This is a genomic window from Ruegeria sp. HKCCA0370 (assembly GCF_013033705.1).
Classification (GTDB): Bacteria; Pseudomonadota; Alphaproteobacteria; order Rhodobacterales; family Rhodobacteraceae; genus Ruegeria.
The window spans coordinates 444,665-464,755 of the sequence record NZ_WQEP01000001.1; the positions used below are offsets into that span (position 1 = coordinate 444,665).

The 20,091-nt window shown below is 57.3% G+C and carries 20 protein-coding genes; 9 read left to right on the forward strand and 11 right to left on the reverse strand.

The features are described 5' to 3' along the window. Positions 1–220: 220 nt before the first annotated feature. The gene (locus tag GOW31_RS02205; RefSeq protein WP_171167579.1) at positions 221–922 is read left to right on the forward strand and encodes a thioredoxin family protein; all 702 of its coding nucleotides are present in this window, start codon (positions 221–223) and stop codon (positions 920–922) included. Here GOW31_RS02205 and GOW31_RS02210 read toward each other — a convergent pair whose 3' ends face one another. The 4 genes from GOW31_RS02210 to purB all read right to left on the reverse strand — a co-directional run bounded on the left by GOW31_RS02210 (position 923) and on the right by purB (position 5,376). Beyond that, positions 923–1,846 (reverse strand): lysophospholipid acyltransferase family protein, encoded by a 924-nt coding sequence (locus GOW31_RS02210; RefSeq protein WP_171167581.1) that lies wholly within the window; start codon positions 1,844–1,846, stop codon positions 923–925. It abuts the gene before it with no gap. Positions 1,847–1,984: 138 nt separating this feature from the next. Beyond that, positions 1,985–3,058 (reverse strand): flagellar motor switch protein FliG, encoded by a 1,074-nt coding sequence (locus GOW31_RS02215; RefSeq protein ID WP_371813712.1) that lies wholly within the window; start codon positions 3,056–3,058, stop codon positions 1,985–1,987. 96 nt (positions 3,059–3,154) lie between these two features. Then, positions 3,155–3,697: a tetratricopeptide repeat protein gene (locus GOW31_RS02220; RefSeq protein WP_171167585.1), complete on the reverse strand. Its 543-nt coding sequence runs from the start codon at positions 3,695–3,697 to the stop codon at positions 3,155–3,157. Positions 3,698–4,071: 374 nt separating this feature from the next. After that, positions 4,072–5,376: an adenylosuccinate lyase gene (purB, locus tag GOW31_RS02225; protein ID WP_171167587.1), complete on the reverse strand. Its 1,305-nt coding sequence runs from the start codon at positions 5,374–5,376 to the stop codon at positions 4,072–4,074. A gap of 88 nt (positions 5,377–5,464) precedes the next feature. Here purB and GOW31_RS02230 point away from each other — a divergent pair, with 88 nt between their 5' ends. The 3 genes from GOW31_RS02230 to GOW31_RS02240 all read left to right on the forward strand — a co-directional run bounded on the left by GOW31_RS02230 (position 5,465) and on the right by GOW31_RS02240 (position 6,871). After that, positions 5,465–5,797 carry a hypothetical protein gene (locus GOW31_RS02230; RefSeq protein WP_171167589.1) on the forward strand — a complete coding sequence of 111 codons (333 nt, stop codon included), beginning with the start codon at positions 5,465–5,467 and terminating at the stop codon, positions 5,795–5,797. A 173-nt stretch (positions 5,798–5,970) separates the two neighbouring features. Next, on the forward strand, positions 5,971–6,531 hold the full coding sequence (locus GOW31_RS02235; protein WP_171167591.1) for a hypothetical protein: 561 nt from the start codon (positions 5,971–5,973) through the stop codon (positions 6,529–6,531). A gap of 10 nt (positions 6,532–6,541) precedes the next feature. Then, positions 6,542–6,871, forward strand: a complete 330-nt coding sequence (locus GOW31_RS02240) for a hypothetical protein (protein ID WP_171167593.1) — start codon at positions 6,542–6,544, stop codon at positions 6,869–6,871. A gap of 30 nt (positions 6,872–6,901) precedes the next feature. Here the strand turns inward: GOW31_RS02240 and GOW31_RS02245 are convergent, their stop codons facing one another. Continuing rightward, positions 6,902–8,116: a bifunctional alpha/beta hydrolase/OsmC family protein gene (locus GOW31_RS02245; protein ID WP_171167595.1), complete on the reverse strand. Its 1,215-nt coding sequence runs from the start codon at positions 8,114–8,116 to the stop codon at positions 6,902–6,904. A gap of 274 nt (positions 8,117–8,390) precedes the next feature. On the opposite strand from GOW31_RS02245, the gene GOW31_RS02250 reads away from it, so the two are divergent. Further along, entirely contained in the window at positions 8,391–8,585 is a 195-nt protein-coding gene (locus GOW31_RS02250; protein ID WP_171115340.1) for a hypothetical protein, read from the forward strand. Positions 8,586–8,595: 10 nt separating this feature from the next. Here GOW31_RS02250 and dddP read toward each other — a convergent pair whose 3' ends face one another. Beyond that, complete coding sequence (dddP, locus tag GOW31_RS02255; protein ID WP_171167597.1) at positions 8,596–9,939, reverse strand: dimethylsulfonioproprionate lyase DddP; 1,344 nt, start codon at positions 9,937–9,939, stop codon at positions 8,596–8,598. Between the two features lie 123 nt (positions 9,940–10,062). Between dddP and GOW31_RS02260 the strand changes: the two genes are divergently transcribed. Beyond that, complete coding sequence (locus GOW31_RS02260; RefSeq protein ID WP_171167600.1) at positions 10,063–10,806, forward strand: DUF3445 domain-containing protein; 744 nt, start codon at positions 10,063–10,065, stop codon at positions 10,804–10,806. A gap of 36 nt (positions 10,807–10,842) precedes the next feature. On the opposite strand, the gene GOW31_RS02265 is transcribed toward GOW31_RS02260, so the two are convergent. The 5 genes from GOW31_RS02265 to GOW31_RS02285 form a co-directional block, all read right to left on the reverse strand. Then, positions 10,843–11,754 carry a hypothetical protein gene (locus GOW31_RS02265; RefSeq protein ID WP_171167602.1) on the reverse strand — a complete coding sequence of 304 codons (912 nt, stop codon included), beginning with the start codon at positions 11,752–11,754 and terminating at the stop codon, positions 10,843–10,845. Positions 11,755–11,951: 197 nt separating this feature from the next. Beyond that, positions 11,952–12,740 carry a lytic transglycosylase domain-containing protein gene (locus GOW31_RS02270; RefSeq protein ID WP_171167604.1) on the reverse strand — a complete coding sequence of 263 codons (789 nt, stop codon included), beginning with the start codon at positions 12,738–12,740 and terminating at the stop codon, positions 11,952–11,954. Positions 12,741–12,806: 66 nt separating this feature from the next. Then, positions 12,807–13,454 carry an MSMEG_1061 family FMN-dependent PPOX-type flavoprotein gene (locus tag GOW31_RS02275; RefSeq protein ID WP_171167607.1) on the reverse strand — a complete coding sequence of 216 codons (648 nt, stop codon included), beginning with the start codon at positions 13,452–13,454 and terminating at the stop codon, positions 12,807–12,809. A gap of 126 nt (positions 13,455–13,580) precedes the next feature. Further along, the gene (gene glnA / locus GOW31_RS02280; RefSeq protein ID WP_152458343.1) at positions 13,581–14,987 is read right to left on the reverse strand and encodes a type I glutamate--ammonia ligase; all 1,407 of its coding nucleotides are present in this window, start codon (positions 14,985–14,987) and stop codon (positions 13,581–13,583) included. Positions 14,988–15,028: 41 nt separating this feature from the next. Next, a complete protein-coding gene (locus GOW31_RS02285) occupies positions 15,029–15,367 on the reverse strand; it encodes a P-II family nitrogen regulator (protein WP_152458342.1) in 339 nt (112 codons plus the stop codon). A 171-nt stretch (positions 15,368–15,538) separates the two neighbouring features. On the opposite strand from GOW31_RS02285, the gene GOW31_RS02290 reads away from it, so the two are divergent. From GOW31_RS02290 to tig, 3 genes are all read left to right on the forward strand, one after another. Continuing rightward, a complete protein-coding gene (locus GOW31_RS02290) occupies positions 15,539–17,140 on the forward strand; it encodes an NAD(P)H-hydrate dehydratase (RefSeq protein ID WP_171167609.1) in 1,602 nt (533 codons plus the stop codon). A 307-nt stretch (positions 17,141–17,447) separates the two neighbouring features. After that, entirely contained in the window at positions 17,448–18,572 is a 1,125-nt protein-coding gene (locus tag GOW31_RS02295) for a porin (RefSeq protein ID WP_171115355.1), read from the forward strand. Between the two features lie 184 nt (positions 18,573–18,756). Next, positions 18,757–20,088, forward strand: a complete 1,332-nt coding sequence (gene tig, locus GOW31_RS02300; protein WP_171168639.1) for a trigger factor — start codon at positions 18,757–18,759, stop codon at positions 20,086–20,088. The last annotated feature ends 3 nt before the right edge of the window (positions 20,089–20,091 follow it).

Genomic DNA, 20,091 nt, shown 5'->3' on the forward strand with positions numbered 1-20,091 from the left:
GGCCTCCCTCTCAAATGACTTGGATATTAGGATTTGCTGAGTGTTATCTGCATCACCATGCCCCCGTGTTCAAGGCTGAACACGCAATGAGAGGCAATTTTGTATACTATTGTACACTTTTTCGCGGAGGGAATGTATCAAAGCCTCAAGAAACCTTGATTGGCTGTTGAGTGTCAAAGCAGCTATCCCTGAGATCCAACCGCTCAACCCGAGAGTTCACATGTTCAGATCCATTGCCTTGACCACCGTGTTTTCCTGCCTTGTGGCGGTACAGGTCGCGGCCGAGGAAGACCCGGTTGTGGTCGAGCTGTTCACGTCTCAGGGGTGTTCATCCTGCCCGCCGGCGGATCGGATCATGCATGATTTGGCCAAGCGCGACGACGTCATAGGGCTCGCTTTGCATGTCGACTACTGGGACTATATCGGGTGGAAGGACGAATATGCGAACCCCGATCATACGCTTCGGCAGCGGGCTTATGCCCGCGAGGGGGGGCGTTCCATGATCTATACCCCGCAGATGGTGATCAACGGGCAGCACGACATCGTCGGGGCGCAATCCCGTGAACTTGATCGATTGATCGAAGCGCATCTGAAAGCAGCGCCCGAAGCGCTTGTGACGGCCGTGCGCTCAGCCGATGAAGTGACAGTGGATGTGACGCCCGTCGAGTTGCCGAAAGGCGATACCTATGACTTGCATGTGGTTCAGTATTCTCCCCTGCGTCACGCTTCGATCCGTCGTGGAGAGCTGGCCGGGCACGAGCTGGACTATGCCAATGTCGTTGAGGCCTGGCAGATTGCGGGGCAATGGGATGGAACTGCACCGCAATCATTCACGGTTCAGCTTGGTTTGGACCTGCCGGCAGTCGTTCTGGTTCAAAGGGCCGGGGAAGGGCCGATTGTTGCCGCCACCCGGGTCAAGTGATCAGGGCATTTCTTCCGGTTTGATGCCCAACCCGTTCCAATGTTTCCAGCGACGGTGAATCCAGAACCATTGCCCCATATGCTGCCGCACCATCTTTTCCAGATCGTCATTGGTGAACTGGGTCATGGTTTTAGGGTCCGTGTGCGGAACCGGTTCGTGCAGAACGATCTCAAAATCGATACCGTTGGGCTGACGCACCGCGTAACACGGAATCAGCTCGGCATTGTATTTGATGGCCAACTCGGCGTTCAGCACGGATGTCACGGCGGGTTTGCCGAAGAACATCAGTTCCTCACCGCCCATTGCATGAAGATCGGAAACGATGGCAATAATCCCGCCTTTTTTCAACGAGCGTACCATCTCGACCATTCCGCGCCGCCCCTGTTCGAACATCGGGGCGCCTGTCTTGTAGAAGGCTTCGACATAAGCGTCGTTGAAATACGGGTTGGCCATCCGCCGATACAGGCAGCCGATGGGCTGACCGCTGTATGTCTGCAAGGCGATGCGCGCTGCTAGGTAGTGACCGAAATGCGCCGTAATCATCATGACCGGACGCCCCTCGGCAACAGCCGCGTCTAATGCAGCGATACCTGGCCCAGAAATCTTGGCCTTGCTCTGCCGTTCGATAAAGTCTTCCGGAGAAAAATGTTCCATGATCGCACGACCGGCATTGTCCGGCACATCGCGGCAGATCTGCCTGACTTCGGCTTCAGGCAAGTCCGGGCAAGTAAGCTTCAGATTCCGACGAACACGTTTGCGAAACCCGACAACAGGTGCCAGCCACCGCACGATGGCCCCCATCGTTGCAATACGCCGCTCATACGGAAGCATGCGCATAACGCGGATGACCCCCTGCAGAAACAGGTTGGCGACATAGTATTTCCCAAGCTCAAACCGGCTGAGCTCCGACTTTTCAACGGGCATGGAGGTGTCTCACCGCGTGTTGCGAATTGCTGAGAAAGACATACAGCCCGATGCCTGCAAGCTCAAGCGCCCAGACGGGCGGAAAACCGGAACCCGCAGCAGGTGGCCGGATCGCGCAATACCCGTGGGTTCGCGGGGTCAGGCTGCATCTTCCTCGTCATCTTTTTCGATCAGAACAATGGAACCGGCATCGACCAGAACGCGAATGGCGGCCACGACCTGTGTCATGGCATCTTCGGCTTCCGATTGTTTGACGCGCCCACGTTCGGCCATTTCCTCGCGCAGATTATCGGCCATGCGGGACGAAATGTTTGACAGAATGAATTCAACGGATGCCTTGTCATCATCCGCGGCGGCACCTGCCAATGCGGTGACAAGAACCGGCTGTTCCACTTCACGCAGGATGGCGGGAACATCGCGGGCCGCGATACGGCTTGGGATATGGGCAAAGGTAAAGATCGACTGGCGTACCAGATCCGCAAATTCGGCGTCGTCCTCGTCCAATGCGTTCAACAAGTCGTCGCGTGTTGCGGCCGCCGACTGGTTCAGGATCGCGCCCACGCGTGCGTCGGGACCATTGTCGAAAGCCTGAGCAGGCCGCTGATCCAGTTGCGCGGCCAGCGACCAGCCAATACGTTCAACCGCTTCGGGGGTGACATTTGTTGTTTTCGAGATGGCATAGGTAATGCGCCGCGCAACCGGGCCCGGCATATGGGCCAGCATCTGCGCGGCCTGTGCGGTATCCATCTTTGAAAGCATGACGGCCGCCACCTCGGTGCTTTCCGACTGGGCCATTTTGGCAAGATCCTCAACGGGTACGTCACGCAAGCGTTGCCATGGATCGCCGATTTGGCGCACCCCGGCAAGCTTGCGCAGGCGCGCGGCCGTCGATGGTGCGATCTTTCCGTTCATCGCATCCAGTGCACCTGCAAGCCCATGTGGAAAAGCAAGCCCGACATTGTCCAGAGCGTCGCTGAATTCCTGGGCCACCACGCCTAGAGTGACGCGATCCACAAGGCCCATTTGACCAAGTTGATGGGTCAATGTCTCTTGCAGGTCGTCAGGCAGTTCCTCAAGTGGAATATCGGCGCCCTCGTTCAACAGAAGGCGGACGACAACGGCCGCTTTTTGCCGACCGGTCAATGTGCGCGGAACAACTTGCGGCGCGTGTTCATCCCCCGCGGCAAGTGGGGCAGACCCCCCATTTGCCATTTGTATCAAAGCGTTTGTGTCCTGCATCTGCCCGTAGTGCCAAATTTTCCGAACCACGGGCAGATTAACGGGAGTTGGGTTAAATAACCCTGAAGCTCAGTAGCTGTAGGTCAACCCTGTCCGGATGGCCTCGCGCAGAGACGTCTCGGCCCAGGTCCCTTCGCCGCCGCGGGCCTTGATCTCGCGCCATTGCTCGATTGCCAGATCGGTTTTGCCTTCGGTTACAAAGCCTTGCGCCATATAGCTGCGCGCCAGAAGATTGTCGGGATTGGCATTGATGGCATTCTGGTAAAAGACGTTCGCCAGCTCCAGCTCGCCCATCTTGCGGTAGGTAAAGCCCCAATAGGTCAGCACACGGTCGTCGTCCTGATCCATGATCCGCAGGATATCCTGCGCGTGCCCGTATTGCCCGTCATAGGCCAGTTCGCGGACGGCGTCGTAAAGCTGATCTTCCGACAGGTTGGTTTTGTTGGGTTTGACGCACCGGCCTCTGGCTTCGTCATAGACCCGACCGAACAAACATTTCTTGGTCGTGTTCGTCGGTTTCGGCGGGCTGCTGCTGTCGCCGCCTGCGGCGTGGACCACCGGGGCAAAGGCGAAGGCCTGCAAAGCGAGGGCTGAAGCTAACAAAAGGCGCATATTCTTACTCCGTTCTCGGGGCTGCTCACAAAATCATAGTGCGATCTACAAAAAAGCTAACAGTGGAACGGTTGCTTTTATTCACAAGTCGGACAGAAATTCGTCAGCTGTTGACGGATTTCGCGCAGCTTTGCGTTTCAGTGTCCCAGGTTGTGCCGGGTGCGCAGGATTGCGTCTGTTTGGAATGCCCGCTGCATGCAAGGCTGGCAGATGCCACACAAACAAGTGCAAGCGAGCAAAGAACGGTACGGATCATGGTGCCTCTCCCCAAAAAATCATCCACAGAATAACCGATTTCGGGCGGTCTGGCAAAAAACAAGGCCCGGCCTGTGAAATGCAGACCGGGCCGTGGGAAGGCGGCGTCGAGACCTACGTTATTCGCCGAATACCCGGGCGAAGATCGTATCCACGTGTTTGGTGTGATAGCCGAGGTCGAATTTCTCTTCGATTTCTTCGGGGCTGAGCGCGGCAGTTACATCGGCGTCCGCCAGCAGTTCCTGTTTGAAATCGGTGCGGTGTTCCCAAACCTTCAGCGCGTTGCGCTGGACCATGGCATAGGCGTCCTCACGGCTGACCCCTGCCTGGGTCAGAGCCAGAAGAACACGCTGGCTCATGACAAGACCGGGAAATTTGTTCATGTTTTCCAGCATGTTTTCGGGGAAGATCAGCATCTTGTCGATCACGCCTGTCAGACGGGCCAGCGCAAAATCCAGTGTAATCGTGGCATCCGGACCGATCATGCGCTCGACCGAGGAATGCGAGATGTCGCGTTCATGCCAGAGCGCGACATTCTCCATTGCCGGGATCACTGCCGCGCGTACCATGCGGGCCAGCCCGGTCAGGTTCTCGGTCAGTACCGGGTTTTTCTTGTGCGGCATGGCGGACGAGCCTTTCTGGCCCATCGAGAAGAATTCTGCGCCCTCCAAAACCTCGGTCCGCTGCATGTGGCGGATTTCGATGGCGATGTTTTCGATGCTGCTGGCGATGACGCCAAGCGTCGCAAAGAAGGCCGCATGGCGATCACGCGGGATCACTTGGGTGCTGATCGGTTCGGGCACAAGGCCCAGTTTGTCACAGACATGTTCCTCGACGGCGGGATCGATATTGGCAAATGTTCCGACGGCGCCGCTGATGGCCCCGGTTGCGATTTCCGCACGGGCGTCGCGCATACGGGACAGGTTGCGGTCCATCTCGGCATAGAACCGGGCAAAGGTCAGGCCCATTGTCGTGGGCTCTGCGTGGATGCCGTGGCTGCGGCCGATGCGAACGGTGTCCTTGTGTTCAAACGCACGGCGCTTGAGCGCTGCCAAAAGCCCTTCGAGATCGGCGATCAAAAGGTCGGCCGCGCGCGTCAGCTGGACGTTGAAGCAGGTGTCCAACACGTCTGAACTGGTCATGCCCTGGTGCACGAACCGGGCCTCTTCACTACCGACGTGTTCGGCGAGATGGGTCAGGAATGCGATGACGTCATGCTTGGTGACGGCTTCGATCTCGTCGATGCGGGCGACGTCGAATTCCACGTCCTTGGCTTTCCAGACGGCTTCTGCATTCTCGCGCGGGATCACGCCCAGATCGGCCATGGCATCGCAGGCATGCGCCTCGATTTCGAACCAGATGCGAAACTTGGTTTCGGGCGACCAGATGGCAACCATGTCAGGACGGGAATAACGGGGAATCATTGGCGGCAGCACCTTTATGTGATTGGGATGAGGCGTTGGCGCGGGGTTTAGCCGCCTGTGCGCAAGGGAACAAGATGTGAGAGCAGGTATGAGACGGTTTGCCCTGATTTTCGCCCTTTGGCCGGGTGTTTTGACGGCCGGAGACTTCCAGAAACTGCCCGGAGAGGAAATCCTGTCAGCCTTGGCGGGCAAGAAGCTGGAATACGGCTCGGGTGTTTGGCAGGTTTTCGAAGCCAGCATGACCACGCAGTATTTTTCGGGCGGGCCCAGTGTCGGGCGCTGGGCGGTGAGAGGGGATCAATACTGCTCGATATGGCCACCTTCCGATTTGTGGGCCTGCTATGACGTCTGGCAAAACGGGGACGCGATCCGTTTCGTTGATAATGCGGGCGGCCAGACCGTCGGGGTCTATGCGAAATAGAATTCATGTATTTGTCTGAAAGATTGGAGCGTGATGTTTGCAAGACTCAGGCGACATTTGTGGGGAAGCAAATACCTGAACGTGGTTTTCCTGGGTCTTCGCAACGCAGTGCTGGACAAGTCGCGCCTTGAGCGGTCAAGCTGAGGGCGAAGAAATCATCAGGTTGTTGAGATATGCGTTTTTTATCATCTCCAATTCTTGCCGCTTGCGCCGCTGTCTGGCTGGGTGGGGCAGGAACAGCACTGGCCGACACTCCGGTGACATATACCGAGGATGGTCGCGCCCTGTTTCGGTTCGACGTGCCCGATTTTTGGGTGCTGCGCACTGGCGGCCCGCGTGAGATCGAAGACACCGGGTTGGATGATCCGCGTGCGGTGGCTCGGGTCATGGGGCTGCGCCCCGTAACGGACGACAACGTCTGGATGGGGTTTGTTTCACCTTCAGGGGTTGCAACCATTCAGGATGGGGTCCGCTACTTGCAGGACATCGACAAGTTTCTGGTCAAAGCCCCGATCCTTACCAGCACCAGCGACACCCGCATCGGCGGGTTGCCCGCCCGTGTCTTTCGGGGGACGGGGCGCCGCGATGGCAAGGGGGTGAACTTCACGGCCACTGTCATTGATTTGCCGCGCAACCGTGTCGCCATAGCTGTTGCCATCCTGCGGGACGGGGCAGACCCGGATTTCGCCGAAGATTTGAACGCCGTTTTCGCGTCGTTCCGGTCGCTTCTGTGAGGGGGGCAAGATGCGCATTGGACTGATCAAACGGATTTCCCTCGCATTGGGGCTGGGGGCCGCGACTTTGACGTTGTCGGCCTGTGACGGCGTAACGGTCGGCGTCGGATACGGGTATGACCCGTTCTATGACTCGATGCTGTGGAACGATTACTATCGCGATGTCGATGTGAATGTTGATATCGACCGCCCGGACCGCCCAGATCGACCTGATCGGCCCGTGCGTCCCGAGCGTCCGAATCCACCGGTTGCCAAACCTCCTGCGCGGCCGCGGCCCCCGGTGGCCCGGCCACCTGCCGCGCGGCCACCGATCCATCGCCCGGCACCACGCCGCAGATAATCAAAAGGCCGCCTGTCCGGCGGCCTTTTCTCAGGTAAGAAGTTCGGTTGTGATATGCGCCGAGCCTTCAAGTGTCCGGTGAACCGGGCATTTGTCTGCGATTTCCAGCAGGCGCTGTTTTTGTTCCTGATCAAGCGGGCCGTTCAGGCGGATTTTGCGGCGGAACTGATCCACTTTACCCTCATTTGCCAAACCGGCATCCTGAGCATGAACTTTGTCATGGCAGACATCGACGCTGACACTGGTCAGCGGCCATTTTTTGCGGCGCGCGTACATCCTTATCGTCATGGACGTGCAGGCGCCGAGGCCGGATGAGACAAAGCCATAAGGCGACATGCCCTTATCCGTGCCGCCGTAAGAGGCAGGCTCATCTGCAACCGCATGATGGTGCGGGCCTGCCTGAATATCCTGCATGAAGCCATTCGGATCCGCCTCTGTCACGCGAACGACACCTTCCGGCGCACCCGGGGGTGGCGCGGGGGGGCAAAGTTTCAGATAGCGCGAGACCCAAGCCGAGATGACATCCGCGGCATATTCAGCATCAGAGGTCCGTGTGATCAAGTGATCGGCATCGTCGAGGGTGACGAAGCTTTTTGGATGCTTTGCAGCCAGAAAGATGGTGCTTGCGTTGTCGATACTGACCGTTTCGTCCCGAGGGGCGTGCAGGATCAGCAAAGCGGCCTTGAGATCAGCGATCGAGGCAGACAGGGCCGATCCCGCAATGTCATCCACAAACGCTTTGCCAATTCGAAACGGGCGCCCGCCCAAGGTGACCTCGGCGCTGCCCTCCTGTTCGATCTGGGGCAGGGCTTCCTCGAAATGATGGGACACGTGGCCGGGATCCGCCGGTGCGCCCAAGGTGACCACGGCCTTGACCGTCGGAATTCCGGCACGCGCCCGCAAAACCGCTGCGCCGCCAAGCGAGTGACCGATCAGAAGCGCAGGGGCCATGTTTCGTCCGGCCAGATATTGCGCGGCCGAGATCAGGTCCTCGACATTCGACGTGAAAGTCGTGTTGGCGAATTCTCCTTCGGAATGACCCAGGCCGGTAAAGTCGAACCGAAGCACTGCAATTCCCATGGCCGCCAGGCGGGCCGAAATGCGCCGGGCCGCAGGTATGTCCTTGGAACAGGTGAAGCAATGGGCAAACAGGGCCGTCGCAAGGACCGGACCATCCGGCAAATCCAGCCGCGCGGCCAATTGGCTGCCGTCATGTCCGGCAAAAGTGATGCGTTCCGTGGGCATGTCGGCTCCTTGAACGGTTCGGGGAAACATCCCCAATACTGTGGTCAAGCCCGCCGGGTCACAACCCTTATGTCAAACGCGTCACGGGAAGGTGAGAACCAAGCGAGCGTCTTGCAATCCGAAAGATGCCACGGGCGGTGACAGGCGTGGCCGCTAATTGGGGGTGTTTGGCGCTCCATCAATGTATGTGATGCAAAACCGAACAAACATTCGTTTCACTTATGTCGCAATCAGGCCCATCTACGGCCTACAGCAATTGATAAAGGAGACGCAGATGGCACATGCAGACGCTGCCGCACACCTTCCAAAGATACTTCCCAGTACAGTCATGGCGATTGTTCTGGCTGGCCTCGTGGGTTTTGCCGTCGGGCAATCCCGGCCCGCAGTTTTCAGCGGGCCGCACGCTCAGGTAAGTCCAACTGTCGAAGACTGGCACGGCAACGTGCGCCGGTCACATTGGTCAGAATGAGGCGCCGGCCTCACTCGAGCCCCATCAACCGGGCATCGAAGGGGTATTTCGTCAGGTTCTCATATCCGTCTTCGGTTATGAGAACCTGATCCTCCAGCTTGATGCTGAAATCGCCACCCACTTCGCCCACGCAGGCTTCGACACACAAGACCATTCCGGGTTCCAGCGGATAATCGTAGGCCCCTTCAACCGCCTTGTCCGGATAAGCAACCAGCGGCCATTCATCGCAAAGCCCGACGCCGTGCATCAGACAGCCATATTTCTGCGCCTGGAACTTCTCGTCCAGCCTGTGGGAATTTGCGGTCAGTTCCGGGATCATCACGCCGGGCTTGAGCATCTCCATATTGGTCATGATGTGTTCATGGGCGTGTCGCATGGCATAGATCGTGTCCTCGCGTGGCTTCTGATCGCCGATCCACCAACTGCGGGAAATATCGATGCAAATCCCGTAAGAACCAATCAGGTCGGTGTCGAACGAGATGATCTCGTTCTGCTGGGTGATCCGCGGGCCGCATTCCTGAAACCACGGGTTGGTCCGCTGGCCCGAAGCCAGCAGACGGGTTTCGATCCATTCACCGCCACGCCTGATGTTTTCGGCGTGAAGGACAGCCCAGATATCATCTTCCGAGGTCTTGCCGTCGCCGACATTGGCACGGGCAAACCGTTCCATTTCGGCAACCGCAGTTTCGCAGGCATGGCTGGCGCAGCGCATGGCCAGGATTTCGTCAGGCCCTTTGATGGCGCGGGTCTTCTCGGTCAGTTCTTCGCCTTCCATGATGTCGAACCCCTGCGCCTCGAGCGCGCGCAATCCGTGCAGCATGATCTTGTCGACCGCCAGGCGCATATTGCCGCTGCCGTGTTCTTCGATCAGTACGCGTACTTCGTTCGAGAACACATCCGCGGCAACGTCAACCTTGTCGCCCCGGTCGAAGTAAAACAGGTCAGCGCCCGAGCGCTGCTCGCGCACAAGTGGGTTGAAGGTGCTGAGGAAGGGGGAGTTCTTGTAATCCCAGATCACCATATAGCCATCCGCACACAGCAAAACCGCCCGAAACGGATTGTGGGTGTTCCACAGCTGCATATTCGTGCTGTCGGTGGCATAGCGGATATTCAGCGGGTCAAAAATCAGCAAGCCGCCATAGCCGCGATCCACGATGGCCTGTGTCAGCCTCTTCCAGCGGTGTTCCCGCATCCGTGCCAGATTGGGAAGTTCCAGCCCCGCAGCGGCCCACTCGTCAAACGCAAGCTGCGTCGGACCAATCTCGATCCGGTCATTTTCGTTTGGCGTACCATCGCCCAATGTCGTGCCACGGCTGGGGTCAATCTTGCGCGCGTCTCGGTAGTGCTGGTTCATGGCTGGCCTCGTTGCTTGTTCCAATTACAATTCATCCGCCACAACCAATCGTCTGAGAAAAATGCGACGGCGAGGTTGTCGTTTTCGACCGACAAGAAAAGCTGCGCATGCTAAGCCCCCGGCATGACTCGTATTATGCAAAACAAGATCCCGTATGATGTCGAAAACCCACGCGCTTTGCCGGGTATTCAACCGGCAACCATGGAAAACTGGCTGCATCAGGATGAGGCTTTTGCCGACCAGATGCGGCGCCGCGAAGAAATTCTGTCTGAGCGGCGCGACGATGTTCTTGCGCTTGATCCTGGGGCCAAACCTGCCGCGGTGGAGTTGCTGGATCTGGTGCTGATGCAGACATATCCCACGGCCGGGGCAGAGGCCGCAAGGCCGGATGGCATATCCGTCGCGATCGACCACGACCGACCGCTTGATACGCTGTGCAGGCTGGTGCAGGAGGACTTCTGCATTCTTCAGAAACGGGGAAATGAGCATGTTCTGACGGGTGCCATTCTGTGTTTTCCTGCCAGTTGGCGCTTGTCCGAGAAATTCATGCGGCCGCTGATTGATATCCACGTGCCCGTGGAAAGCTATGACGCCAATGTCGCGAAACGGGTACAGAGGCTGTTTGACGGTATTCAACCCGGTCGCCCGCTGTGGCGCTTCAACGCCCTGTGGTACGAAGACCCGGAGTTGTTCCAACCTCGCAGTGCCAGTGAGCCGCGCGAAATACGGGACCGGCGTCAGGCGTCTTATCTGCGAAGCGAGCGGCAGACGTTGTTGCGTTTGCCGAAAACCAACGCGGTCGTGTTTTCCATCCACACATACGTTCTGGCCGCAAACGCGATCCCAAAAACGGAAAACCCCGCCTGATGGCGGGGCCTCCTAGGAGGGTCTTCGATAATTCTTTTACATGCCCAAGGCACCCGCAACATCAGCCAACGCGTTGCTGGCGTTCAGCGCGACAATGGCGAATGTGAGCACAAGCACCTGTGTGTTCAGGCGGAAATCCTCGCCCCGGATCAGGTTGACTGCGGCCATCGATACGGCAATTGGCGCTGAAATGCTGGCCAAAACTCCGGTCATGCACCAACTGCTGAGGCGCAGGATGTCGCTTGGCTTGTCATCATCATCCGCGATGGCCCCGCGCGCGTCCATCTGGGCGGGCAGGTCTGCCTCGTCGCTTCGGAACGCGATGCTGAGCAATTGTTCGTCGGTCAGTTGAATCGGACGCGCGGCAGGAGAGTGTAGGGCAGTGATCGTGTCATCCTGTTCAGACTGCTGCATCCCGGCGAACTGTCCGGTCAGTGATTGAAAGATCTGCTTTCGATCCCGCGTTGTTCGGCTTGGTGTCAGGGTGTCAAAGGCGCTCATGAAGTGCTCGACTGTAAGAACCGTGTGCGGCGACAACCATTCAACCCGTCGGGTCGAACAGATATCGACCATGCGATACAGAGTGACCACCAGCATCAGTTCCGAAATCTCGGCGTCGTCCAAAAGTGGCGAGACTGGCGTAATTGTCAGCACCAACCTGTTTTGGGGATGCGACACGCGGGGCTTTGTAATGGTTTTCAACCCTGCGGCGCGATCCATGCGCTCGTAGCGGTCCTGCTGCCCGGAGGCGCCTGTATCCAGAGTCATCCGCACAAGATACTGGCTCGAGACGATGCTGGCCTCGGTCGCGCTGAGCAGGGCCTTGCGCTCGACCAGATGACCGTAGTCTTCCAGCGTCGTGGCAACGATGGATCCAAAGCGCTCTATTGCGCCGGTTGCGTCGCCATCAAATTGCAGGCCGCCATGGTAGCTGTGCTTCCGAGCCACTGCCCCGTCCTTTTCTGCGTTCTGTTATTCAAATACTAGCACCCCATCTTGGAGAGAATTTGGCGAAAAATGCAAAAAAGTGAAATTTCCTAGCGATTGGTTACGCTTTGGAAACCAAGCAACTAAAGGCTTTTGTTTGTCACTGTGGCGGAAATGTGGCGAAATCAGGTGCGGCGCGTGGTGCCGGTGCGGCGGGGCTAATTGTCGATTCGGGCAGCCATTATTGCGATGGATTGCTGATAGACCGAGGCAGCATTCCACTGCTGCAAGACGCGAAAATTTGGTTCTCCGGGTTGATAACCGCGCCCCGGTTTCCACCCCTTCTTGCGAAGAAAATTGGCGGTTGAGGCCAGTGCATCCGTCATGTTGTAGAAGTCCACGCGCCGGTCGCCCGTAGCATCGACACCATAGGTCAGGGCGTTGCCGGGCAGGAATTGCGTGTGGCCCAGTTCGCCATGTTTTGCCCCTTTTGTCGCCATTGTGATACTGCCCATGTCGACCAGTTTCAGTGCCCCAATTGCGTGGGGAATAAAGAACTCTGACCGGCGACAATCATAGGCCAGTGTTGTGATTGCGGAAACAACCTGACTGTCGCCCATGAAAATGCCAAAGCCGGTTTCCATGCCGTGAATGGCGATCAGAACGCCCGCAGGAACACCATATTGCCGCTCAAAGGCGGCATAATAGTTCGGGTTGGCGGCTTTGCGTTTGCGCCCCTGTGCGACAATAGTATCGGCCCCTCGGACACGCATGAATTTGTCCAGCGAGTATTTGAAGCTTTTTTGATTGCGGTCCGCAGCGATGGTGCGCGTGGCATATTGTGTCTGGGACAGCGCTTGCAGACCTTTCTTTTTCACTCCCGCCTTGCGTGCCTGTTTGGCAAAATCGGCCTTCCACGCCTCAAATCCAGCGCTGGTGTTGCCACAGGGTGCGGCCAGAACCGGGGACGTCAGGGAAAGGGCAAGAATGGTGGCAAGGCGAAACATGGGCGTAATCCGATGGAATTGAAATCTGCGGTTAGCCTAGCGTGAGCTGCGCCTTGGGCAAAGCGGTTAATAAAGGTCCAACTCGCCCTTTTTCCTGAGCGTTTCGAACCATTCCTCAGGCGTGGCATTGATGCGGGCGTGTTTCACCATCATCGCATTCATATTTGGCAGATGGGTCGAATCCGGCCAGTCTTCGGGTTGCCACAGATGTGCGCGGATTACACATTTGGGACAGTGTGCAAATGCTGTCTCGACATGGATGAGCAGCGCCAGTTTGGGTGGGTGCCCGTCAATGGCCATGGTTTCAAGCAAACGGGGGTCAGCACAGATGCGGGCCGTGCCACGAATGCGGAGCGTTTCCATCTTACCCGGAACAAAGAACAGGACGCTGACGCGCGGATCCTTGAGAACATTGTGAAACGTATCCACGCGTTTGTTTCCCGGCCGATCCGGGATCGTGATCAGGGTATCGGACAGCACCTGAACAAAGCCGGGCGGGTCACCACGGGGTGAAACATCAAGATGCCCATCCGTGTTGGCCGAAGCTATAAGGCAAAAGGGCGAGGTCGCTATGAAATCGCGACACATCTGATCGAGGGAGGACACCTCCTTGGCAGTGATCTGTGGCAGCGGATGGCCAGAGATCCTCCTCAGCTCCTGTTCGGATGTCACAAGGTTTGTGAATTTCGAGAAAGGTGAGGTATCGCAAGGCATGCTGTCGTCTCCGGCCGGGAGTGTTCTCACCAGTTTGTTGGATCAAAGGCGGCGCGTCAAACCGTGTGGGCAGAAATGACAAGGGCGCCCGAAGGGGCGCCCTGCCAAATCGTTTCCGTACTCAGCTTAGCAGCTGTAGTACATGCCGTACTCCACCGGGTGCGGCGTGTGCTCGTAGGTTTCCACCTCTTCCATCTTAAGTGCGATGTAACCGTCGATCTGGTCTTTGGTGAACACATCGCCCTGAAGTAGGAAGTCGTGATCGGATGCCAGAGCTTCCAGAGCCTCACGCAGGCTGCCGCAGACGGTCGGGATGTCGGCCAGTTCCTCGGCGGGCAAGTCGTACAGGTTCTTGTCCATCGCCTCGCCGGGGTTGATCTTGTTCTTGATACCGTCCAGGCCAGCCATAAGCAGGGCGGCAAACGCCAGATAGGGGTTGGATGACGGATCGGGGAACCGCGCCTCGACACGTTTGGCTTTGGGGCTTTCAGTCCATGGGATACGCACACAACCCGAACGGTTACGTGCCGAATAGGCTCGCAGAACGGGGGCTTCAAACCCGGGGATCAAGCGCTTGTAGCTGTTGGTCGACGGGTTGGTGAAAGCGTTCAGGGTCTTGGCGTGTTTCAGGATGCCGCCGATGAAGTACAGCGCTTCGTCCGACAGGTCGGCATATTTGTCGCCAGCGAACAGCGGCTTGCCATCTTTCCAGATCGACATGTTCACGTGCATGCCGGTGCCGTTGTCACCTGCGACAGGCTTGGGCATGAAAGTAGCCGATTTGCCGTAGGCGTGTGCCACGTTGTGGATGACGTATTTGTATTTTTGCAGCTCATCGGCCTGCTTGGTCAGGCTGTCAAAGACAAGACCCAGCTCGTGCTGGCACGAGGCCACTTCGTGGTGGTGCTTGTCGACCTTCATGCCCAGACGTTTCATGGTCGACAGCATTTCCGAACGCAGGTCCTGCGCTTCGTCGATGGGGTTGACCGGGAAGTAGCCGCCCTTGACGCCCGGACGGTGGCCCATGTTGCCCATCTCGTATTCGGTGTCGGTGTTCCACGACGCATCCGTTGCATCAACTTCGAAAGATACTTTATTGATGCTGTTGGAAAAACGAACGTCATCGAACAGGAAGAATTCAGCTTCGGGACCCATATAGGCAACGTCACCGATACCGCTGGACTTCAGGTAGGCTTCGGCTTTCTGCGCGGTTCCACGCGGGTCGCGGCCATAGGCTTCACCGGTGTCGGGCTCAACGATCGAGCAGTGCAGACACAGTGTCTTCTCCGCATAGAACGGGTCGATGTAAGCCGAAGTCGTGTCGGCGATCAGTTTCATGTCCGAGTTTTCGATCGATTTCCAGCCTGCAATGGACGAGCCGTCAAACATGAAGCCTTCTTCCAGGAAGTCTTCGTCGACCAGATCGACGTCCACCGTGACGTGCTGCAGTTTGCCGCGCACGTCGGTGAAGCGGATGTCGACATATGCGACGTCTTCTTCGCGGATTGTGTTGAGAACTGCGTCTGCGCTCATTCCCTTGGTCCTTCTGATAGATGTGTCAGTAATGTTGTGAGTTAGAGTGCTTCCGAGCCGGTCTCGCCGGTCCGGATGCGAATGGCTTGGTCGACGGGCGAGACGAAAATCTTGCCGTCTCCGATCTTGTCGGTTTTGGCGGCCGATACGATGGCTTCGATCGCGGCGTCGACCTGGTCGTCGTCCAATACGACCTCGACCTTAACCTTGGGCAGAAAATCGACGACATACTCGGCGCCGCGATACAGTTCGGTATGGCCTTTCTGGCGACCGAAACCCTTGACCTCGATGACGCTGAGGCCCTGGACGCCCACATCCTGCAATGCCTCTTTCACTTCGTCCAGTTTGAACGGCTTGATGATCGCTTCGATCTTTTTCATCCCGGCTCACCTTGAATGGTTGTCTCAGGGGCAGTGATCACGTCTAAGATCGGGCGGCAATGTGATTGCGATATCGTGCGGGTCGGGGTGCTTGGAAAAACGGCTGCGTGCTATTTTTTGAGCGACTTGCACAAAAAGTAATCAAAATTGAATCGAGCAAGGGGTGAAAGGATGGAATTGCTGACAGCGGCACAGATGCGGGCCATTGAGCAGGCCGCCATCAAGTCTGGTGACGTGACCGGTCTGGAGCTGATGGAGCGGGCCGGGCGGGGTGTTGTTGACGCGATTTTCGAAGAATGGCCCGTGTTGGACAGGCGAGGGGCCAGCCCCTCGCGCTCCCCGGGATATTTAGGGCCAGATGAAGAGGATCCGCTGCGCGCAGTGGTGCTGTGCGGACCGGGCAACAATGGGGGTGACGGGTTTGTCGTGGCGCGGCTTTTGCAGAAGCAGGGGTGGGAGGTTGAGGTGTTCCTTTGTGGAGACCCGGAAAAGCTGCCTCCGGATGCGCGGGTGAATTATGAGAAATGGGGGGCAAAGAACGAGGTTCGCGTCTTCGCTGTCGACTCCGCCCCGTTGGCGGATGATTTTCTTGGGTTTCCAAAGAGCATTGATCTGGTTGTCGACGGGGTTTTTGGCACGGGTCTCACCCGGCCATTTGCAGGGGCGTTTTCCATGTTGGCCAATGCGCCGGTCATAGACCTGCTGCGAGATCGAGGCGTAAAGGTCGTTTCAATTGACGCGCCAAGCGGCTTGTGCGCCGACAGTGGTCGCATTCTTGGTCAGGCGATTGTTGCGGATATGACGGTGACGTTTCACAGCAAGAAGCTTGGGCATGTTCTGTGCGATGGTCCGGTGACCTGCGGGACGGTCCGAACCAAGTCGATCGGGCTTGAAACACTGGAAGACGGTCAGATCGTTCACACGACCGAGGCTGACGGGGTGAAGCTTTCGAAAGTTTCGGTTGGCCACAAATACTCACATGGTCATGCTTTGATCCTGTCTGGGGGGGCGGGCAAAACAGGGGCCGCGCGTTTGGCGGCGCGGGGGGCTTTGCGGGTTGGAGCGGGGCTGGTGACGCTGGGCGTGCCGCCGTCTGCGCAGATGGAGGTGGCCAGCCAGATCACGGCTCTCATGTTGCAGCGGGTTGATGGGGCTGATGGATTGCCTGAAATACTTGAGGATACGCGCCTGAATGCACTCTGCCTTGGGCCTGCGCTGGGATTCGAGCGGGCGCGGGCGCTGGTGCCGATTGTCCTCGCTGCACGGCGGGCGACCGTGTTGGATGCGGATGCTTTGTCAGCTTTTGCCGAGGATCCCGGCGCCCTGATCGCGCGATTGCACGACAAATGCGTACTGACACCGCATGGCGGGGAATTTGCAAGGTTGTTCCCTGACATTGCCGCGCAAATGAACGCGCAACCGGCCAACGGCCCGGCGTTTTCCAAGGTGGATGCGACGCGTGCTGCCACAAAGCGGGCTGGGTGCGTGGTTCTGTTCAAGGGCCCGGACACGGTGATCGCTGCGCCGAATGGACGGTGCGTGGTCAACTCGGCCGTATACGAAAGAGCGGCCCCATGGTTGGCGACGGCCGGGTCTGGCGATGTGCTGGCCGGGTTCATCGCAGGTTTGTTGGCGCGAGGTTTGGCACCAATGCAGGCGGCGGAAACTGCGGCGTGGCTGCATGTGGAGTGTGCGCGCCAGTTCGGGCCGGGTTTGATCGCGGAAGATTTGCCGGAACAGGTGCCGGAGGTTTTCAGAAAGTTGAATATTTGAGTTTGTTGGGCGTGGAACGGCTCAATTTCCGGTGAGTCGGCGGAAATTCGCCGTCAAGGTTCACATCAGTGCAGACCGAATGTTTGCCAGATGCATGGCTGGACGTCACAATTTATTTGCACACTGTGCTTTGGATCTTCGAATGGATTCGTAACTGTATGAAATAAATGAAAAATAACCAATTTTTCGATATGCCATGTTGCGAATTTGCAATTCTTGCGAGGGAGTGAATGCGGGCCACTGGAACGCGCGCAGTTCGTAAACAATTGGACAGTACCTGAACCCCGAACCTTTCATGGTGAGTGAAATGACCCTTAACATCAAACCGATATCAGTAGCCGCTGTTCTGACTGCGACGACCGCCATCCCGGCTGTGGCGGAAATGAAATACGAAAACAATAGTGGCGGATATGTGCTGCTGTATGGACAACTGCACCCCGCCTTGATCTCGGTGGATGACGGACAGGATACCGAGACCCGTGTTCTCGACAACGATCTGTCGAACAGCCGTGTTGGCCTGCGTCTTGTGCAGCCATATGGAAGCAACGAATTCCAATTTTGGTTTGAATCAGGCCTTGGCCTGCCGGGTTCGGCGTCTGCCGATCAATTCGGAACCAACGCAGATGGTTGGAATCGCGAAGACATTCGCCATGTGGATTTTTCGCTGAAAGGTGGCTACGGCAAGTTTTCGGCAGGTCAGGGCAGCATGGTCGCTGATGGCGCCGCAGAGGTTGATCTGTCATATGTCGGAACCGCGCTGTATTCGTTTACCAACGATGAAAATGCAGGGTTCTTCTATCGGGACACGACCGGTATGCTGAGCGGTATTACGGTTGGTGACAGTTCCAGCAACTTTGACGGCGCGCGGCGTGGTCGTGTGCGGTATGATACGCCGTCGTTCAACGGTTTTTCCGCCGGATTCGCATATGGTCAGAACATTTTGTCCAGCAGCGACGATGACGATTACTACGATGTCGGCCTGTTTTATGAAAACACCTTTGCCGGTGGTGTGGAATTCGCTGCAGCCGTTGCCTATTCGGTAAGAGACCGGGATAACAATTCGGGGGATCGCAAAGATACGATCGGTTCTGCTTCTGTCCTGCTTCCCAGCGGCCTGGGCTTTACGATTGCGGGCGGTACGCGCGACGATGATCTGGCCGGTGCCACGGATCCGAACTATTGGTATGGTAAGATCTCGTACGAAGGCAACTGGGTGTCCTGGGGCAAGACCGGCGTCGGTATCGACTATTATGATGGCTCGGATTTCCAGAGCAACGGTTCTGACACCAAAGCATGGGGTATCGCGGTCGTGCAGAAAGTCGAGCCGATCAACACGGATGTTTATCTGAAATACCGCAACCACGATTTCGATGACGGCACATCCTTTGACAACAACGAAGCATGGGTTCTGGGCGCACGCTGGAAGTTCTGATTGTCTGGCTGGAACAAGCGCGAACGCCCCGGTTTCCGGGGCGTTCTTTTTTGCGGTTTTGGCGATCAAATACCACTGGATTCAGCCTTTGCCCCTTGCACGCGGGCGGCAGGGCAAATAGAAGGCTTCAAATTTGCCCGGCGCGCCCTTTTTGCGCGCCCCGAATCCTATGGGGACTACCATAATGCAGGTTACCGAGACGCTGAACGAAGGTCTGAAACGTGGCTACAACATCGTTGTGTCAGCAGCCGAGCTGGACGAGAAGGTCAATGAAAAGCTGACCGAAGCGCAGCCGGAAATCGAAATGAAAGGTTTCCGCAAAGGCAAGGTGCCGATGGCGCTGCTGAAAAAGCAGTTCGGCCAGCGCCTGTTGGGCGAGGCGATGCAGGAAACCATCGACGGCGCCATGAACAAGCATTTTGAAGACAGCGGTGATCGCCCCGCGCTTCAGCCCGAGGTCAAGATGACCAATGAGGACTGGAAAGAAGGCGATGACGTAGAAGTCGCCATGTCTTACGAGGCGCTGCCAGCGATCCCGGAAGTTGATCTGAAATCGGTCGAGTTGGAAAAGCTGATCGTCAAGGCTGATGAAGCAGCCGTCGAGGAAGCTCTTAACAATCTGGCGGAAACCGCTCAGGATTTCAAAGCGCGCCGCAAGGGGTCAAAAGCCAAGGACGGCGACCAGATCGTGTTCGATTTCGTCGGTAAGGTTGACGGCGAAGAATTCGAAGGTGGTTCGGCAGAGGATTACCCGCTGGTTCTGGGCTCGAACAGCTTCATCCCCGGCTTCGAAGAGCAACTGGTTGGCGTGAAAGCCGAAGAAGTAAAAGACGTCAACGTCACGTTCCCTGAAGAGTACGGCGCCGAGCATCTGGCGGGCAAAGACGCAGTTTTCACCTGCACCATCAAGGAAGTCAAAGAACCGGTTGCTGCGGAAGTCAACGACGAACTGGCTAAAAAATTCGGTGCCGAAGATCTTGAAGCCCTGAAAAGCCAGATCGCAGAGCGCCTGGAAGCTGAATATACAGGTGCATCGCGCGCCGTGATCAAGCGCGCTTTGCTGGATGCACTGGACGAGAAGGTGTCATTCGATCTACCGCCGTCGCTGGTTGAAGCCGAAGCCAAGCAGATTGCGCATCAACTGTGGCACGAAGAAAACCCAGAAGTCGAGGGCCACGACCATGACCCGATCGAGCCCACGGACGAGCACACCAAGCTGGCCGAGCGCCGCGTGCGTCTGGGCCTGTTGCTGGCTGAACTGGGCCAGAAGGCCGAGGTTGAAGTTACCGACGCCGAGATGACGCAGGCGATCATGAACCAGGCACGTCAGTACCCGGGTCAGGAACGTCAGTTCTTCGAGTTCGTTCAACAGAACGCACAGATGCAACAGCAGCTGCGCGCGCCGATCTTTGAAGACAAGGTTGTGGATTACGTTTTGGAGCTGGCTCAGGTCACTGACAAGGAAGTCAGCAAAGATGACCTTAAGAAAGCCGTTGACGCTTTGGAAGAGGAGTAATCC

Excerpts from the sequence above, each read along its gene's own strand:
- GOW31_RS02205 (WP_171167579.1), top strand. The coding sequence starts at position 221 with ATGTTCAGATCCATTGCCTTGACCACCGTGTTTTCCTGCCTTGTGGCG.
- GOW31_RS02210 (WP_171167581.1), bottom strand. The coding sequence starts at position 1,846 with ATGCCCGTTGAAAAGTCGGAGCTCAGCCGGTTTGAGCTTGGGAAATAC.
- GOW31_RS02215 (WP_371813712.1), bottom strand. The coding sequence starts at position 3,058 with ATGGCAAATGGGGGGTCTGCCCCACTTGCCGCGGGGGATGAACACGCG.
- GOW31_RS02220 (WP_171167585.1), bottom strand. The coding sequence starts at position 3,697 with ATGCGCCTTTTGTTAGCTTCAGCCCTCGCTTTGCAGGCCTTCGCCTTT.
- purB (WP_171167587.1), bottom strand. The coding sequence starts at position 5,376 with ATGATTCCCCGTTATTCCCGTCCTGACATGGTTGCCATCTGGTCGCCC.
- GOW31_RS02230 (WP_171167589.1), top strand. The coding sequence starts at position 5,465 with ATGAGACGGTTTGCCCTGATTTTCGCCCTTTGGCCGGGTGTTTTGACG.
- GOW31_RS02235 (WP_171167591.1), top strand. The coding sequence starts at position 5,971 with ATGCGTTTTTTATCATCTCCAATTCTTGCCGCTTGCGCCGCTGTCTGG.
- GOW31_RS02240 (WP_171167593.1), top strand. The coding sequence starts at position 6,542 with ATGCGCATTGGACTGATCAAACGGATTTCCCTCGCATTGGGGCTGGGG.
- GOW31_RS02245 (WP_171167595.1), bottom strand. The coding sequence starts at position 8,116 with ATGCCCACGGAACGCATCACTTTTGCCGGACATGACGGCAGCCAATTG.
- GOW31_RS02250 (WP_171115340.1), top strand. The coding sequence starts at position 8,391 with ATGGCACATGCAGACGCTGCCGCACACCTTCCAAAGATACTTCCCAGT.
- dddP (WP_171167597.1), bottom strand. The coding sequence starts at position 9,939 with ATGAACCAGCACTACCGAGACGCGCGCAAGATTGACCCCAGCCGTGGC.
- GOW31_RS02260 (WP_171167600.1), top strand. The coding sequence starts at position 10,063 with ATGACTCGTATTATGCAAAACAAGATCCCGTATGATGTCGAAAACCCA.
- GOW31_RS02270 (WP_171167604.1), bottom strand. The coding sequence starts at position 12,740 with ATGTTTCGCCTTGCCACCATTCTTGCCCTTTCCCTGACGTCCCCGGTT.
- GOW31_RS02275 (WP_171167607.1), bottom strand. The coding sequence starts at position 13,454 with ATGCCTTGCGATACCTCACCTTTCTCGAAATTCACAAACCTTGTGACA.
- glnA (WP_152458343.1), bottom strand. The coding sequence starts at position 14,987 with ATGAGCGCAGACGCAGTTCTCAACACAATCCGCGAAGAAGACGTCGCA.
- GOW31_RS02285 (WP_152458342.1), bottom strand. The coding sequence starts at position 15,367 with ATGAAAAAGATCGAAGCGATCATCAAGCCGTTCAAACTGGACGAAGTG.
- GOW31_RS02290 (WP_171167609.1), top strand. The coding sequence starts at position 15,539 with ATGGAATTGCTGACAGCGGCACAGATGCGGGCCATTGAGCAGGCCGCC.
- GOW31_RS02295 (WP_171115355.1), top strand. The coding sequence starts at position 17,448 with ATGACCCTTAACATCAAACCGATATCAGTAGCCGCTGTTCTGACTGCG.
- tig (WP_171168639.1), top strand. The coding sequence starts at position 18,757 with ATGCAGGTTACCGAGACGCTGAACGAAGGTCTGAAACGTGGCTACAAC.